We start from the raw sequence: 16051 nt of genomic DNA on the forward strand, positions 1-16051 counted from the left end.
GCGAGGCGACCCCGGGTTGCGTGTGTGTGCTTACGCCGCGAAGCGGATGCGGCGCCGGCGGGCCAGGAAGAACAGGCCGCCGCCACCCGCGACCAGCACCAGGGCGGTACCGGCGAGCAGGCCGGCGTTCGCGCCGGTCACCGGCAGGCCGGGGTCGCAGCCGGCCGGCTTGGCCCAGGCGAAGTCCGTGGCCTTGCCGTCGACGGTCAGCTTGGCGACCAGGCCGTCGACGCCGTCGAGGGACAGGCTCCCCTCCTTGCCGGGCTGGATCTCCGTGGTCCTGGACGTGGAACCGACCGCAACCGTGGCCTTGATGGGCTTGGCGCCGGTGTTCTTCACCGTGATGACCAGGTCTTCACAGGTGGACTTCGAGGTGGCCTCGAAGCACGCGTCGGGCCTGACCCAGGAGAAGGACTTCTCGCTCCAGCCGCCGTCGGACTGGTCGCTGGCCCGCTTGGACCGGACCTTCACCTCGCCGGCGTGCTCCTGGGGGGCCATCACGACGTCCCAGACCTGTCCGGGCGCCAGGATCCTGCTCTGCGTGGTGCCGCCCTTGGGCACGACCTCGTACAGCTTCGGCTGGGCACCGACATTCTGGATCTTCACGGTGAGCAGGCCGTTGCAGTCGCTGACGGCCGCGCTCTCCTCGGGACCGCAGTCGAACCGGTTCCAGCGGGCGGTGTTCGCGACGCCCTTCTCCTGGGTGGTGCCGGGCCACTTGACCGTGGCGGTCAGCGTCTGCGCGCCGGCGTCGGTCGCGAACTCCCTGGACCCGACCAGCGTCGACTCCTTCGACGCCAGCTGGGCGCCGTTCTGGATCTGGCCGACCCCGCCCGGCGTCCTGTTGAGGACGACGTCGCTGACGTCGGCACGCTTGTCCATGTCGTGGGTGAGCTTCCACGTGACCTTGACGGTGTTCGGCTTGCCCTCGACACAGGCGACGGTCGAGGTGAGCGAGGCCGCGTGGGCGCTCGCCGGCGCGGTGGCGAAGGCGACGGCGCCGACGGCGCCGAGGAAGGTAGCGGCGGACAGGGCGAGGGTCCGGCGGGTAAGCCGGGTGATGCGACTCAAGACGAGCTCCCCAGGTCGATCGCCCGTCGATGGGCGCGCCGCAGCCGCCTCACCGGGCCGGGTCGGTCGAGGGAAACCCTTGCGCGGTAAGGCTCGTCGTAAGGCGGGCGCCATCGGGAACGGGCGTCTCAATCGATGACCGGAGGATCATAAAGGCTGATCAAAGCCGGCCGAAAGTCCACGACAAGCATAAATTCGGTTTATTTCACGGTATCGATGCATACAGCAGCCGGGGCCGGCCCTGGAGAGGGCCGACCCCGGCTGCGGGTGGTTCAGGTCAGATCAGGCAGCGAAGCGGACGCGCCGCCGGCGGGCCAGGAAGAACAGGCCGCCGCCACCGGACACGAGCACCAGCGCGACGCCGGCGAGCAGACCGGCGTTGGCACCGGTCACCGGCAGAGGGCCGCCGGAGCAGTCGGCGGGCTTGGCCCACGCGAAGTCCTTGGAGTAGTCACCGGTGACGACCAGCTTGGCCACCAGGCCGTCGACGGCGTCGATCGCGATCTCGGCGCTCTTGCCGGGCTCGATCTCCACCTGCTTCGCCTCGTCGCCGACGGTGACCTCGGCCTTGATCGCCATCTTCCCCGTGTTGGCGACGGCGATCGTCAGGTCCTCACAGGTCGACTTCGTGGTGACGTCGAAGCACGCCTCGGGCTGGGCCCAGTTGAACTTCTCGTCGCCTTCCCACCCGCCGTCGGTGTCGTCGTTCTCCTTGGCGGTCTTCCACTTGACCCTGACCGTTCCGGCGTGGGCCTTGGGCACCACGTGCTCCCACTTCTCACCGGGCTGGAGGTTCCTGCGCTCGTTGTACTCGCCCTCGCCGTTGATGGCGATCCGGCGCGCCTTGTCGTCGGCGTTCGTGACCACCACCGTCAGGGTGCCGTCGCAGTTGCTCGTGGCGGTGCGGGTCGGCTCCTTGGCCGGCTCGCAGTCGAGCTTGCTGAGATCGACGGTCGACGAGATCGGCTCCTCGAAGCCCTGCCACTTCATGATGAAGCTGAAGCTCGCGTCGGTCGCCGGAAGCGTGACCGTCTCCGACCCCTCGACGGAGCCCTTCGCGGGCACCGCGGTGTCGTTGCGGAGCCCGTCGATCGGCCGGGACGCCCGCCGGATGGTGGCCGCCTTGGTGTCGTGGGTGTTGGTGACCGTCCAGGTGACCACCGCGGTGCCGGGCCGCTCGCCGCAGACGACGTCGTGCGTCAGGGTCGCGTGATGAGCGCTGGCCGGTGCGGCGGAGAAGGCGACGGCGCCGACGGCACCGAGGAACGTGGCGGCGGATACGGCCAGGATCCGGCTGGGAAGCCGAGCGAAGCGGCGCAAACGAGCCCCCAAGGTCTCATTCACCCGTCCATGGGCACGCCGGAGCAGCCTCGCTCGGCAGGGGTTCTCGGGAACCGCTGCGAAGAAAGGCTTCTCGTCACTCTGGCGCCATCGGGAACGGGCGTCTCATTCGATGACCGGTGGAGCATAAAGGCCGATCAAAGGCTGCGAAAAGGCCGTGACGAGCGTGAATCTCAAACTGCAATCGAACGGTCACTCTGCATGAGCGGGAACGCCGACGTTTTCGTTCAAACCGGACCCGGTGGAGATCGAGTGTTACTGAGTCGTTATTGGTCGACACGCCGGGACACCCCACCGGACCGAATCTCAAGCACCCGTCGGGTGACCCCGAAAGGCCCACCTGACCAGGACGATCAGGTGAAGCGGTCCACCGGATCGGCGGCGCGCGGCGGCGGCTCGGCGCCGAGATGAAGCTGCCGGTCGCGCTCGTGCTGCCACTCGGCCCGGAGCGTCACACGTGCTCCATGACCAGCACCGCGGCCGTGCCGGCGACGAGCGCCTCGTACCGGTGGGAGACATCGCCGGCGAACATCACGTAGTCACCGGGGTCGAGGTCGACCAGGTGGTCGGGCAGCCCGGCGCGGAGCCGGCCGGAGATCACCACGACGTGCTCGATGCTGCCCGGCAGGTGCGCGTCGGCCTCGCGGGCCGGGCCGGGCTCGGCCGTGATCAGGTAGATGTCGCGCCTGGCACCCGGCGGGCAGGCCGACAGCAGCGTGCCGAAGTAGTTGGCCTCGCTGGCCGGCACCGTCGGCCCCTCGCCGGCCCGGATCACGATCATCGGCGCGGACCGCGGCTCGACGAGCCGGCTGAACGGGACGTCGAGCGCCACCCCGAGCGCCCAGAGCGTCTCCACGCTGGGGTTGCCGGTACCCGCCTCGAGCTGCGACAGCGTCGACTTGGCCACACCGGCCCGCTTCGCCAGCTCGCTCAGGGACAGCCCCACCCGCTCGCGCTCGCGCCGGATCGCGGCCGCGATGGTGTCGATGGGCGCGCGTCGCTGGTCCATGTTCGGTCTCCCGTACAGGAATTCGGTTTGACGAACGCAGGTTGAGCGGTTCATGGTAGAGAACATGCGTTCGTTTCTCCGAACACTACCGCCGGGGCTGGCCCGCGACGTCACCGCCCTCGCCGCCGCCGCGTTCGTGATCGGCATCTCCTTCGGCGCGATCGCGGTCGCATCCGGCCTGTCCGGGGCGAAAGCGGTCGCCATGTCGGTGTTCGTGTTCGCCGGCGGCGCCCAGTTCCTGGCCGTGGGTGTCGCCGGTGCCGGCGGCACCGCGGTGGCCGCGGTGCTCGGCGGCCTCGTACTGAACGCCCGTCACCTGCCATTCGGCCTGGCCATGGGCGACGCTCTCGGCCGGCACCGGCTCCTCGGAAGCCACCTGATCATCGACGAGGCGGTCGCGTTCACGCTCGCCCGCACCGGTGACAGAGCCCGTCGCCAGGCGTTCTGGCTCGCGGGCGGCGCGTTGTTCGTCGTGTGGAACGTCGGGACCGTCGTGGGCGTCGTCGCCGGCGGCGCGGTCGGCGACCCGGACGCGTTCGGCGTCGACGCCGCCTTCCCGGCCGGCATGCTGGCGCTGCTGCTGCCCTCGCTCAAGGAGCGGCCGGCGTTGCGGGTGGCGCTCGGCGCGGCCGCGGTGGCCCTGGTCGCCACGCCGTTCCTGCCGCCCGGCCTGCCCGTGCTCGTCGCGCTGCTCGGACTCGTGTTCGCGCTCCCGGTCCCGACGCAGGAAAAGAGCGACCACCGATGACCTGGCTGGCAATCGCGGCCCTGGCCGCCGGAACCTACGCCCTGCGGCTCGCCGGGCCGCTGTTGCGCAGGCGCCTGCGCCTTCCGGCGGCGGTACAGACCTACCTCGCGCACTCCGCGGTGGCGCTGCTCGCCGCGCTGATCGCGACCGCGGCACTGTTCGCCGGCTCCGAGTTCGCCGGGTGGGCGCGGCCCGCGGGCGTCGTCGCGGGTGCCGTCGCCGCGTGGCGGAAGCTGCCGTTCGTGGTCGTCGTGATCGTCGCGGCGGGGACCACCGCGCTGCTCAGGCTCGCCGGGGTGCGCTGATCGGCCGGGGGTGCGAGGGTCCTGTCAGGCGGCCTGGGCGTCGCCCACCAGGCCGGGGTTGCGGGCGAGCCAGTCGGCGTAGCGGGTGGTGCGCCGGACCGCCTCCGCGTGGCCCTGGTTGGCGTTCCACGCCAGTTCCGGACCCAGGGCGGCGACCCGCCCATCCTGATGCCAGCCGAGGAGGTGACGCCAGCGCAGCGGCCCGTGGGCCAGCGGGACCACCTCCACACCGGCCGGCGTGCGGATCGTCGGCTTGCAGAGCGCGACAGCGCGACCGGCGGCCACCAGGTCGACCGCGCCGAAGTGGTCGACCTCCTGCATCGGCCGCGGCGTGAACCCGACCCGGGCACACGCCTTCGCGAAGCACTCGGCGAAGCACCCGTCGCCGGGCAGGGCGATCCAGTCGGCGTCGGCGAGCTCCGCCAGCTCCACCTCGCACAGCGACGCGCACGGATGGGTGACCGGCAGCAGCACCGCCACCGCCTCGACCGCGACCTCACGCCAGACCATCCCGGGCGCGACCGGTGGACCCGCGTTGCCGCAGACCCCGACCAGGGCGAGGTCGAGCCGACCGGCGAGCACCATCGAGGTCAGCTCGTCGGCGTAGTGCGAGGTGTAGGTGGTGAGCTGCACGTCCGGGCGTTCGACGGCGAGCCGGTCGACCAGCCCGCCGAGGATCGGCCCGCCGACCGTTCCGATCTTGAACCGCAGCTCCGACGTGCCGGCGCCGGCCATACGGGCCGCCTCGTCGCGTAATCCGTCGACCGCCGGCAGCACCACCCGGGCCCGGTTGAGCACCAGCTCACCGAGAGCCGTCGGACGGGCACCCCGCCGGTCACGTTCGAAGAGCGCCCCGCCGAGAGTGCGCTCGATCCGCTGCAACTGGGCCGTCAGCGCCGGTTGGGCGAGACCCAGCGCGGAGGCAGCCTTCGTGACGCTGCCAAGCTCCGCTATCGCGCACACCACTTTGAGGTGGCGCAACTCCAGTTCCATATTGCCGACGGTAGGCCGAACGGAGGATGCAAGGAAGCCCTACGTCCCTCCATCGTTCCCTCGAACGTTCAGTCGTCGGCGGTCAGACCGACCCGGAGACGGGCCAGCGTGCGGGTCAAAAGCCGGGATACGTGCATCTGGGATATTCCGATGCGCTCGGCGATCTGGGCCTGCGTCAGGTTGCCGAAGAACCGCATCGCCAGGATGTCCTTCTCGCGCTCCGGCAGCGCCGCGAGCAACGGCTTGAGCGACTCGTGCGCGTCGACCGCCGCGATCGAGGAGTCCTCGGAGCCCAGCAGGTCGATCAAGGTGCTGCCCTCGTCGCCGCCCACCGGGGTGAACAGCGAGGTGGCCCGGTACCCGCCGGCCGCGGTCATCGCCTCGATGATCTGTTCCTCGTCGACCTCGAGCCGGCGGGCGAGGTCGGCGACCGTGGGCGACCGGTTCAGCTCCTGGGTGAGGTCGTTGCGCACCCGGTTGATGTCGAGCCGCAGTTCCTGCAGGCGGCGCGGGACGCGCACGGCCCAGCCACGGTCGCGGAAGTGCCGCTTCAGCTCCCCGACGATCGTGGGGGTGGCGTACGCGGCGAAGTCGGTACCCATGCCCGGGTCGTACCGGTCGACGGCCTTGAGCAGGCCGAGCGCGGCGACCTGGCCGAGGTCGGCGGAGGCCTCGCCGAGCCCGGAGAACCGCCGGGCGAGCCGTTCGGCGAATGGCAGGCACAGCGTGATCACCTGTTCCCGGAGCGACGCCCGGGCCGCCGAACCCTCCGGCTCGGCGCACATGCGGCCGATCTTCTCGTTGACCTGATCGCCCCACTGCCCGTGCCGGCTGCCGGCGGGCGCGGCGACCGCGGTGTCGGCCGACGGGTCGGAGAGCCGCTCGGGCAATGGGTCGTAGGCGCCCAGCTGCTTCGCCACACCGGCGATCTCCAGCACCTGGAGCACCAGGCCGGAGGCTCCCCGGGCCATCAGCGACCCGTCCTCCTCGGCGAGCCGCTCGCGCACGCGGAGCAGAACGTTGACCGTGCTGGCGTCGATCAGCCGGACCCGCGACAGGTCGACGGCGATGTGCCGGGCACCCGCGTCGAGCCGGCCGAACAGGGTGAGCCGTAAACGTACGGTGGCCACCAGATCGAGTACGCCCTCGACCCGAACCACATCGACGTCATCGACCCGCCAGATGTCGAACGTGGTCTCGTCCACGCCACCTCCAAGGGGCTAGGACTGTCGTCGTACCACGAGGCACAGTGACCAAACGAGCTGCGTCGTTTCTCATCGTGCCGGTGCGACGGGAAATGTCACACGACGGGCTCCACCGACTCCATGATCAGGATGACGCCGGGGGTGCCATCGCCGTCGCGCCGGAGAGGCGTCCCCATCACCTTAACCTCGATCTGCCGGCCGCGCCTGTTGACCGAGGCCAGGCGGATCTCCTGGCTGCCGTCGTCGGAGCCGAGCAGCTTGCGGATCATCGGCCGCAGCTGGTCGGTGGGCAGCCCGATGTCGAGGTTCAGGAAGTGCCGCCCCACCGCCTCCTCGGCGCGCAGACCCCACAGGTCCTCGCAGCGGCGGTTCCACACCCGCACCTGGAGATCCTGGTTGATCACCACGACGCCGGCCTTCAGGCTCACGAACACCGTCTCCAGGAACGCGTTCACCGAGTCCCGCTCCGCCGTGCGGTCCCGCAGCTCGTCGTTGATGGCCTGGAGCTCGTCGTTGGCCGACTGGAGCTCCTCGTTCATCGTCTCGAGTTCCTCGTTGGTCGACTGGAGCTCCTCGTTGGTGGTCTCCAGCTCCTCGACCGTCGACTGGAGCTCCTCGTTGGTGGTCTCCAGCTCCTCGTTGGTGGACTGCAGTTCCTCGTACGCCGTCTCGAGCTGGCGGTTGGCGTGTTCCAGCTCGTCCCGGAGCCGCCGGCCGGCCGTGACGTCGAGGAACACGAGCACCACGCCGAGCAGCCGGGACTCGCTGTCCACCAACGGGTTCACCTGAACCTCCAGGTGCAGCACGTCGTCAGGACCGCGCCCGTACTCGATCCCGGTCACCCGCTGCGGACGTCGCTCGACCTGTGCCTGCTCGATGTAGCCGCGCAGCTCGACCGGCCGGTACGACAGCTCGAGGTCACGGAACGGCCGGCCCACGTCGCGGGCCGACACCCCGAACATCATCTCGGCCTGCCGGTTGGTGAGCGCGACGAGGCCGTCACCGGTGACCACGACCTGCGCCACGGGGCTGGCGAGGAACGCCTCCGTCCGAACCCGGTCGAGCCCCGACAGTTCCTCGGCCGGCCGGCTCGGCACCGGCTGGATGTGGAACGGCCCGTTCGCGGGAAGGTGCCGCGGGACCTTCCGGAAGATGCGCCGCTTCAGATCGGCCGGCACGAACAGATCGCCGTGACTGAGCAGCATCTCCGCCTTGCCGAGGAAGAGCACCCCGTTGTCGGACAGCGCGAAGTGGAACCGGGCCAGGATGCGCGACTGCGCCTCGGCGTTGAAGTACATGAGTGCGTTTCGGCACACCAGCAGGTCGATGCGGGAGATCGGCGCGTCCTGGATGAGGTCGTTCCGTCCGAAGATGACCGATCGGCGCAGGTCGCTGCGGAACGTGAAGCGACTGCGGTTGGTGTCGAAGTACCGCTCGACGATGTCCTGCGGCAGGCCGGCCATCTCCCGCTCGGTGTACGAGGCCTGGCGGGCCTGGGTGAGCCCGTCCTCGTCGACGTCGGTGGCGTAGATCTTCACCCGCTGGCGGAACGTCTCGACGCCGAGAGCCTCGGCGAACGCGATCGCGAGGGTGTACGCCTCCTGGCCGCTGGCGCAGCCGGCGCTCCACACCCGGATCGGGCCGGACCCGCGGACCAACATCGGCAGGATCTCGGCGCGTAGGTGGTCCCAGGCCTCCGGGTCCCGGAAGAAGCCCGTGACATTGATCAGGATCGTATTGAACAGCGCCGTGAACTCGTCCGGATGGACCTGCAGGTAGTCGAGATACTCGGGGTACGTCTCGAACCCCGCCTGGCTCATCCGGCGGCCCACCCGGCGCATCAGGCTGGACCGTTTGTACCCCGTGAAGTCGAAGCCGCGCGATTCCTTCAGATAGATCAGCAGCGCCTCGAACTGCGGATCGGGCTGGGTCACGGCCTCACCGTAGCGCGCCGGTGACGCGGGTCACGCACCACACCGTCAGGCCAGGCGTAGGGTCGCCCAGACCACCTTGCCGTCGGCCACGTCGGTGCAGCCCCACCCGTTGGTCAACGCGTCGACAAGCAGCAGCCCGCGGCCACCGTTGTGACCGATCCGGGCCGGCTCGAAGGACCGGTCCCGGACGGACAGGTGCAGGTAACGCTGCCGCAGGGCCACCGAGACCTCCACCCCGCCGCGAGCGTGCCGGACCGCGTTGCTGGCGAGCTCGGACATGACCAGCTCGGCGGTGTCGGCGATCTCCCGGTGGAGCCATCGCTCGCAGGCGTCACGGACGATCGAACGAGCCGTCGCCACGGCCTGCGGGCCGGTCGACAGAGCCTCGGTGATGCGACGCGGCGGGGTGCTGTCGACGGCACGGCAGGCCGCCACGACCGTCGAGATGACCGGGACGTACCGCATCACCGCTGTGCGTTCGAGCGCCGCCACGAGGTCCCTGCTCGGCGCGGCCAGCACCAGCGGGATCCCCGGCCAGGCCGCGGCGTGGCGCGCGATCGCGGGAAACAGGGTGAGCGAGACGTCGTCGGGCACCATCAGGTCCGTGACGTCGACCACCACCACGACCGGCTGGGCGGCCACCGCCTTCAACAGGCTGACCCGGGCATCCGGCGCGGTGTCGAACGTCAGCGCGCCGGCCAGCCGGACGACGGCCGCCCGACCGGCCGGCCCGTCGACCTCGGTGAGATCGGAGATCATCGGTCGTCGTCCGGATCGGGCGCCATCTGGTCGACGAGCCGCCTGATCAGCCGACTCGCCTGCAGGTTGTCGGCACCCGCCGCGTCGTACCGCTCGGCCGCGAGCCCGCTGCCCCGCTGGCGGGCCGCCTCGGCCATCTGGTGGCTGAGCGCCGCCTTCTCCTCGAGGCCGCGCAACGCCATCCACACCGCGCCCTCCATGGCGGCACCCTGCTCGTCGAGGAGGGTGCCACCCGTCCAGGCGTGACCGACACGGCACCGGAGCCGTGGAGCGGGCTCACCGGGGATCTCGAACAGGGCCCCATGGCAGTGCGGACAGCCGAAGCCCGCCGGCCGGGCATTCGACTCGTCGATGGTCACGTCAGCCATGATCGCGATCGCCGTCTCCCGTGCCAAGAGGTCGTCCCGCCCGTCCGCGCCACGGCAGCCGTGACGTGCTCCTCCACCGACCGCGGCATCGACGGGTGCAATGCCTCCCCGGAGTCCTGGACGAAGACGGTGCCGCCCGCGTCGGCGATCGCGATGGCTCCCGACGTCCCGTCGTTACGGCTGCCCGACAACACGATGCCGACCGCCCGGTCACGCCACGCGCGCGCGACCGACCGGAACAGCGGGTCGACGGCCGGCCGGTGGCCGTTCCCGGTCGGCCCGCGCGAGAGGCGGACGCGCCATCGGAGACGATCAGGTGATGGTCGGGCGGCGCGACGAGTACCCGCCCGAACATCAGGTGCTCACCGTCGACCGCGTGGCTCACCGGCAACGGTCCGCACCGGCTCAGGATCGCCGGCAACGCGCTCGAACTGTCACGGGGAACGTGCAGCACGATCAGCACGGCGGCGTCGAGATCTGCCGGAAGGCCGGCCACGAGCGCCCGCAACGGCTCGACCCCACCGGCTGATGCGCCCGCCACGACCACGACGGCCGGGCCGGTGGCTGTCATTTATCTCACCCGATTGTCAGATTGAAGGCCCGCCTGGACGACGGTCACCTGGTTCACGCTCGCTACCCGACCCTGGCGATGCTGAAACAGCCGCGTCGACCGAGTCGTGCACCACCAGGATGGTGGTGAGGTTCGTGATGTCAAGGACGCGCCGCACCAGAGACCGGGCGCGGGCCAGCCGGAACGCCCCGCCAGCCGCGGTGACCTGACGGTACGCGTCTACGAGCAACTGCAGCCCGCTGGAGTCGCACACGGTGACCTCGTGCAGATCCACGACGATCTTCGGCTGGTGCCCGGCCATCGCTTCCTTCAGCGCCCGGCTCAGCGGTTCGTGCGTGTCGAACAGGATCTTCCCGCGCACGACGAGAACCGTCCAACCCGGACGGGTGTCGATACCGACCCGCAGTTCCGTCACGGCGCCAGCCGCCCGACGGCGTCGCCTGCCCACTCCACAAGAAGTAGCGTAGCGTCGTCTGCCGGCGGACCGTCATATTGCGCGAGCACGTCGTGGTTCATTCGACGCAGGGTCTCCGGTGCCGGCAGCCCGTCGGCGGCGTGCCGGGCCGCCAGCTCCGTCAGCCGGTCGATGCCGAACGGGGCGCCGTCGCGGGCCAGCGCCTCGATCACGCCGTCGGAGTAGGCGAGCAGGCGGTCACCCGTCTCCAACCGCACCTCCGCCGGCTCCTCGGCGGCCGCGATGCCGCCGAGCCCGAGCGGCAGCCGCCGACCGCCGTCCAGGGTCGCCACGATCTCGTTCTTGCGGAGCACCAGCGGCGGCGGGTGGCCGGCGTTCACGTACCGCACCGCGCCGCTCGCCAGGTCGATGGTGGCCAGTACCGCCGTGGTGAACCGGGAGTCGCCGAACTCGCTGGCCAGGGCCTCGTCGGCGGCCCGCGCCTGTGCCATCAGGCCACCGCCGGCCCGACGGACGGCCCGGGTGGCCGAGAGCGTCACCGCAGTGGTGAGCCCGGCCCGGAGGTGGTGCCCGGTCGAGTCGAAGATGCCCAGGTGCAGCGTCGAGTCGAACACGCCGTAGTCGAAGGCGTCGCCGCCCATCGTGTACACCGGCTGCAGGATCGCGGAGATCACGAAGTTGTCGGCCCCGTAGGTCAGCGGCGGCAGCATCTGCCACACCAGTTCCGCGGCGGCCGACATCGGCTCGCTGCGCCTGATCCGCTCGAACGCGTCGCCGTACGCCGACATCACCGCGATCAGGTGCCCCACCAGCGCCACGAACCGGTCGACCTCGGCCCGCACGGCGGCATCGGATCGGTCGGCCGCCGCGGCCTCCAGCCTGAGCACCCCCAGCCGCTCCGTGCCGTCGAGCAGCGGGTACCACAGCCAGCCGCCCTCGCGCTCCGGGCTGGTGGTACGGAACGCCATACCGGCCGGCGAGGCGTCGATCCGGAACGGGTCGCCGACGGCGGGGAACGGGCGCAGCCGGCGCTGCTCGTGGTCGCCGAGATACATGCGCGTGGTGGTGCCGGCCTTTCCGGCCGCCTCCGCCACCGCCGCCGGCAGCCGGCTCGGCGTGATGAACCGGGTGCGCGCCAGCAGCTCCGTGGTCGCGGTCCGCCACGCCCAGGCCGAGTCACTGCTCGCTTCGGACATGAGGGTGACGCTACCGGCCCGCCGGCCCGATGGAACGGTTCAGGTCTCCCGAGGATCGGCCGACAACCCAGGGTGAAGAGACGAGCGGACGGGAGCTGGAGTTGAGCGCGCGCTGGTGGTCCCACCCGGGTAACCGGGTCGTCGCGCTGAGCACAGTTCTCGCCGCGGCGATCGTGGCCGCCCAGGGCCTGCACCTGCTGTGGGGCGGCCCGCCCGACGTGGCCGGCCAGGTGGCCGCCGCGGTCGTGCTCGCGACGATCTTCTTCGTCACCGAGGGGTTCGTGATCCACCTGCGGGTCCGCCGCGGCGGGCACGCGATGAGCGTCAGCGAGCTCCCGGTGGTGCTCGGGATCTTCGCCGTCGACCCGGTCGTGCTGCTGGTCGCCCGCGTGGTCGGCGGCGGCCTGGGCCTGGCGGTACTGCGCCGCCAGCGCGGCGGCAAGCTCGGGTTCAACGTCGCGTTGATCGGTCTGCAGGCGACCGTGACCGCGCTGGTCTTCGCCGCGCTGGTCGGTCGGCCCACCGACGTGGGTCCGCGCGAATGGCTCGCCACCTACGTGGCGGTGTTCGTCTCCGACGCCCTGGCCGCGGCGCTGATCACCGTGGTCATCGCCCTGCACGACGACCCGGGCGAGCTGCGTCGCCTCACCCAGGCCTTCCACGGGCTGCCGCTGGTGGCGGTCACCGCGACCATCGCGTTGATCGGTGCGGTGGCGATCCGGCACGACGCCCGGGCCCTCGCGCTCCTCGGCGTCGCAGGCGCGGTCACGTACATCGGCTACCGCGCCTACGTGCGGCAGAGCCAGGGGCACACCCAGGTCGAGGACCTGTACGCCTTCACCCGCGAGCTCGACGGCTCCCGCGACAGTTCGGAGGTGGCCCGGATCGTACTGACGCAGATCCGCGACCAGCTCCGGGCCGCGTCGGCCGAGCTGATCGTGCCCGACACCCACAATCGCGGTCTCCTGCACACCCGGCTGACCGGCGCCGACGATCTGACCAGCGTCTGGATACCGGCCGACGGGCCGGAGCGCTGGTGGACGCCGGCCGCCACGGGTACCCCGGTGCTCCTGTCCCCGCTGCCCGACCGCCAGCCGCACGACGGCATCGCGGTCCCGCTGCCCATGGGCGACGGGACCGGCGTGCTCACGGTGACCGACAGCCTCTCCGACCGCCCCACCTTCACCTCCGAGCACCTGAAGCTCTTCCAGGCGCTGGCGAACCACGCGAGCGTCGCGCTGACCAACGCGGCCCTGGTCGACCGGCTGCGCCACGAGGTCACCGAGAAGGAGCACCTGGCTCAGCACGACCCGCTGACCGGGCTGCCCAACCGCACGCGGTTCAACGAACTGGTGCAGGAGGCCGTCGACGGCGACCGGCCGGCCGCCGTGGTGCTGATGGACCTCGACCGGTTCAAGGAGGTCAACGACGCGCTCGGCCACGACATCGGCGACGCGTTGCTGTGCGAGATCGGCAACCGCCTCAAGAGCCAGCTCGACGGGCGCGGCGTGGTCGCCCGGCTCGGCGGCGACGAGTTCGCCGTGCTGCTGCCCGGCGCCGGCACCGAGGACGCGGCGGCGGCCGTCACGGCCGAGCTCACCGCCGCGCTGGAACGGCCGCTCCCGGTGGGCTCACTGCGTCTCACCACCCGCACCAGCGCCGGCATCGCGCTGGCACCCGGGCACGGCACCGACGCGCGCACGCTGCTCCAGCGCGCCGACGTCGCCATGTACTCGGCGAAGGACACCCGCTCCGGCGAGCGGGTCTACCACCCGTCGCAGGACCGGAACACACCGACGCGGCTGGCCCTGATCGGCGACCTCGGCCAGGCCATCGACCACCGCGACCTGCAGGTGGTGTTCCAGCCGAAGGTCGACCCGGCCACCGGCCACGTGACGGGCGCCGAAGCGCTGGCCCGCTGGCACCACCCGGAGCAGGGGTTCATCCCGCCCGACCAGTTCATCCCGCTGGCCGAGCAATCCGGGCTGATCCGTCCGCTGACCCTGCACGTGCTCGACGTCGCGTTGCGCCGGTGCGCGTCCTGGCGCCGCACCGGCCACGACCTGGGCGTCGCGGTGAACCTGTCACCGAACAGCCTGCTCGACACCGACCTGCCCGACGTCGTGGCCCGGCTGCTGCGCGAGACCGGCGTCCCGCCGCACGCGCTGACCCTGGAGATCACCGAGAGCAGCATCATGGCCGACCCGACCCGCAGCCTGCGGACCCTCGACCGGCTGCACACGCTCGGCGTCAAGCTGGCGATCGACGACTTCGGCACCGGCTACTCGTCGCTGGGCCGGCTCCGCGACCTGCCGATCGACGAGGTGAAGATCGACAAGTCGTTCGTGCAGCGCATGGCGGTCGACCGGCGCGACCGCGCGCTCGTCACGAGCGCCGTGCAGCTCGGCCACGCGCTCGACCTGGAGGTGGTGGCCGAGGGCGTGGAGGACCTCGACACCTACACCCACCTCACCCGTGAGGGCTGCAACCTGATCCAGGGCTACTACGTCTCCCGTCCCCTACCGGCCGACGCCTTCGCCACCTGGCTCCGCGACCACGAAGTCATACCGGCCAGTCGTGCACCGGAACGTTCTCGTGCATGAGTGACCGGTACTCCGTCAGCATCCCGGCCAGCGTCGCCCCCGGGCGGGAGGCCGCGTCGACCTGCCACGAGGCGCCGTTGCGCGCCACCACGCAGCGGCGCTCGATCACCCCGAGCAGCCGTTCGCGGTGACCCCGGTCGACCCCGCACTGCTCCAACCCCTGGTGGGCCAGCGGCAGGAGCCGGCGCAGCACCAGCTCGGTGGCCGGCACGGTGCCCATACCGGGCCAGAACAGGAACGCGTCGATGCCGTCGCGGGCGCCGGCGTGGAAGTTCTCCTCGGCCGCGTTGAAGGACATCTGCGTCCACACCGGACGGTCGGCCTCGGCCAGCATGCGCACCAGCCCGAAGTAGAACGCCGCGTTCGCCATGATGTCGACCACGGTCGGACCGGCCGGCAGCACCCGGTTCTCCACCCGCAGGTGCGGCCGCCCGTCCACCACCGCGTACACCGGCCGGTTCCAGCGGTAGATCGTGCCGTTGTGCAGCGTCAGCTCGCCGAGCTTCGGCACGCCGCCGGCGTCGAGCACCGCCAGCGGGTCCTCGTCCTCGCAGATCGGCAGCAGCGACGGGAAGTACCGGACGTTCTCCTCGAACAGGTCGAAGATCGAGGTGATCCAGCGCTCTCCGAACCACACGCGCGGCCGTACCCCCTGGATCTTCAGTTCATCGGACCGCGTGTCGGTGGCCTGTTCGAAGAGCGGGATCCGGGTCTCCCGCCACAGCTGCCGGCCGAACAGGTACGGCGAGTTGGCGCCCAGCGCCAGCTGGACGCCGGCGATGCACTGCGCGGCGTTCCAGTAGATCGCGAAGTTCGACGGCGCGACCTGCAGGTGCAGCTGGGCGCTGGTGCAGGCCGCCTCCGGCGCGATCGAGTCGGTGCGGGTCACCAGGCGTTCCACGCCGTCGATGTCGATGAGCATGTCCTCGCCGCGCGCGGTGAAGATCTGCTCGTTGAGCAGCTCGTACCGCGGGTTGTCGCTGAGCGCGCCCAGATGGAGGTGGTGCTCCTGCAGGGTCGGCAGGATCCCGATCATGAGGGTGTGCGTGCCGAGCGCGGCCGAGTGGCCCTCGGCGGCGTTGAGGCTGCCGCGGATGCGTTTCTCGAACCGGGCGAGCCCGTCGCCCTCCAGCACGTCGGGCGGCACGTTGATCTCGATGTTGAACTGGCCGAGCTCCGTGACGAAGTCCGGATCGGCGACCGCTTCCAACACCTCGGCGTTGCGCATGGCCGGCTCGGCCTGCTCGTCGACGAGGTTCAGCTCGATCTCCAGGCCGGTGAGCGGCCGGTCGCACTCGAACTGGGTCTCGGCGAGCATCCGGGTCAGGGCGTCGAGGTTCGTACGGACCTTCTCCCGGTACCGCATGCGGTCTTCGCGGCTGAACTCGCGGCGCTCCACATCCTTGCCCACGCCGTCACCGTGACACACCTGCAACCGCCCCGCCACCGTCCTCCCACACTCCGTTTCGGCGAGTTGCAGATCGGTGGATCAAAAAGTGCTTGGGAGTTGCTCCCTGGGTAAGGGGGTGCCAT

General features: G+C 70.9%; 14 protein-coding genes and 1 pseudogene. 3 read left to right on the forward strand and 12 right to left on the reverse strand.

Features of this window, described 5'->3' with window-relative positions; all coding sequences use genetic code 11:
- Window positions 1-30: 30 nt before the first annotated feature.
- From Voc01_RS02365 to Voc01_RS02375, 3 genes are all read right to left on the reverse strand, one after another.
- A complete protein-coding gene (locus Voc01_RS02365; RefSeq protein WP_203925559.1) occupies window positions 31-1071 on the reverse strand; it encodes a hypothetical protein in 1041 nt (346 codons plus the stop codon).
- Between the two features lie 282 nt (window positions 1072-1353).
- On the reverse strand, window positions 1354-2391 hold the full coding sequence (locus tag Voc01_RS02370) for an LPXTG cell wall anchor domain-containing protein (protein WP_203925560.1): 1038 nt from the start codon (window positions 2389-2391) through the stop codon (window positions 1354-1356).
- 472 nt (window positions 2392-2863) lie between these two features.
- Window positions 2864-3421 carry a helix-turn-helix domain-containing protein gene (locus tag Voc01_RS02375; protein WP_203925561.1) on the reverse strand — a complete coding sequence of 186 codons (558 nt, stop codon included), beginning with the start codon at window positions 3419-3421 and terminating at the stop codon, window positions 2864-2866.
- Between the two features lie 64 nt (window positions 3422-3485).
- On the opposite strand from Voc01_RS02375, the gene Voc01_RS02380 reads away from it, so the two are divergent.
- A complete protein-coding gene (locus Voc01_RS02380) occupies window positions 3486-4169 on the forward strand; it encodes an AzlC family ABC transporter permease (protein WP_203925562.1) in 684 nt (227 codons plus the stop codon).
- Window positions 4166-4474: an AzlD domain-containing protein gene (locus tag Voc01_RS02385; RefSeq protein ID WP_203925563.1), complete on the forward strand. Its 309-nt coding sequence runs from the start codon at window positions 4166-4168 to the stop codon at window positions 4472-4474. Before Voc01_RS02380 ends, Voc01_RS02385 begins: the two co-directional genes overlap by 4 nt.
- A 24-nt stretch (window positions 4475-4498) precedes the next feature.
- Here Voc01_RS02385 and Voc01_RS02390 read toward each other — a convergent pair whose 3' ends face one another.
- The 8 genes and pseudogenes from Voc01_RS02390 to Voc01_RS02425 form a co-directional block, all read right to left on the reverse strand.
- Window positions 4499-5467: a LysR family transcriptional regulator gene (locus tag Voc01_RS02390; RefSeq protein WP_203925564.1), complete on the reverse strand. Its 969-nt coding sequence runs from the start codon at window positions 5465-5467 to the stop codon at window positions 4499-4501.
- Between the two features lie 68 nt (window positions 5468-5535).
- Complete coding sequence (locus Voc01_RS02395; RefSeq protein ID WP_203925565.1) at window positions 5536-6672, reverse strand: SigB/SigF/SigG family RNA polymerase sigma factor; 1137 nt, start codon at window positions 6670-6672, stop codon at window positions 5536-5538.
- Window positions 6673-6767: 95 nt separating this feature from the next.
- Window positions 6768-8606, reverse strand: a complete 1839-nt coding sequence (locus tag Voc01_RS02400; protein WP_203925566.1) for a CheR family methyltransferase — start codon at window positions 8604-8606, stop codon at window positions 6768-6770.
- A gap of 45 nt (window positions 8607-8651) precedes the next feature.
- Window positions 8652-9365 (reverse strand): ATP-binding protein, encoded by a 714-nt coding sequence (locus Voc01_RS02405; RefSeq protein WP_203925567.1) that lies wholly within the window; start codon window positions 9363-9365, stop codon window positions 8652-8654.
- The gene (locus Voc01_RS02410; RefSeq protein ID WP_203925568.1) at window positions 9362-9724 is read right to left on the reverse strand and encodes a hypothetical protein; all 363 of its coding nucleotides are present in this window, start codon (window positions 9722-9724) and stop codon (window positions 9362-9364) included. Before Voc01_RS02410 ends, Voc01_RS02405 begins: the two co-directional genes overlap by 4 nt.
- A pseudogene (locus Voc01_RS54545) lies at window positions 9721-10304 on the reverse strand (chemotaxis protein CheB). The gene Voc01_RS02410 and the pseudogene Voc01_RS54545 overlap by 4 nt, the downstream one beginning before the upstream one ends.
- A 16-nt stretch (window positions 10305-10320) precedes the next feature.
- Window positions 10321-10719, reverse strand: coding sequence for an STAS domain-containing protein (locus tag Voc01_RS02420; RefSeq protein ID WP_203925570.1), 399 nt, complete (start codon window positions 10717-10719; stop codon window positions 10321-10323).
- Window positions 10716-11915, reverse strand: a complete 1200-nt coding sequence (locus tag Voc01_RS02425) for a PP2C family protein-serine/threonine phosphatase (RefSeq protein WP_203925571.1) — start codon at window positions 11913-11915, stop codon at window positions 10716-10718. Before Voc01_RS02425 ends, Voc01_RS02420 begins: the two co-directional genes overlap by 4 nt.
- A gap of 101 nt (window positions 11916-12016) precedes the next feature.
- On the opposite strand from Voc01_RS02425, the gene Voc01_RS02430 reads away from it, so the two are divergent.
- On the forward strand, window positions 12017-14518 hold the full coding sequence (locus Voc01_RS02430; RefSeq protein WP_239159883.1) for a putative bifunctional diguanylate cyclase/phosphodiesterase: 2502 nt from the start codon (window positions 12017-12019) through the stop codon (window positions 14516-14518).
- Here Voc01_RS02430 and Voc01_RS02435 read toward each other — a convergent pair.
- Window positions 14478-15929, reverse strand: coding sequence for a glutamate-cysteine ligase family protein (locus Voc01_RS02435; protein ID WP_203925573.1), 1452 nt, complete (start codon window positions 15927-15929; stop codon window positions 14478-14480). The genes Voc01_RS02430 and Voc01_RS02435 overlap by 41 nt on opposite strands.
- Window positions 15930-16051: the final 122 nt, after the last annotated feature.

It is taken from the genome of Virgisporangium ochraceum (genome assembly GCF_016863655.1).
Classification (GTDB): Bacteria; Actinomycetota; Actinomycetes; order Mycobacteriales; family Micromonosporaceae; genus Virgisporangium; species Virgisporangium ochraceum.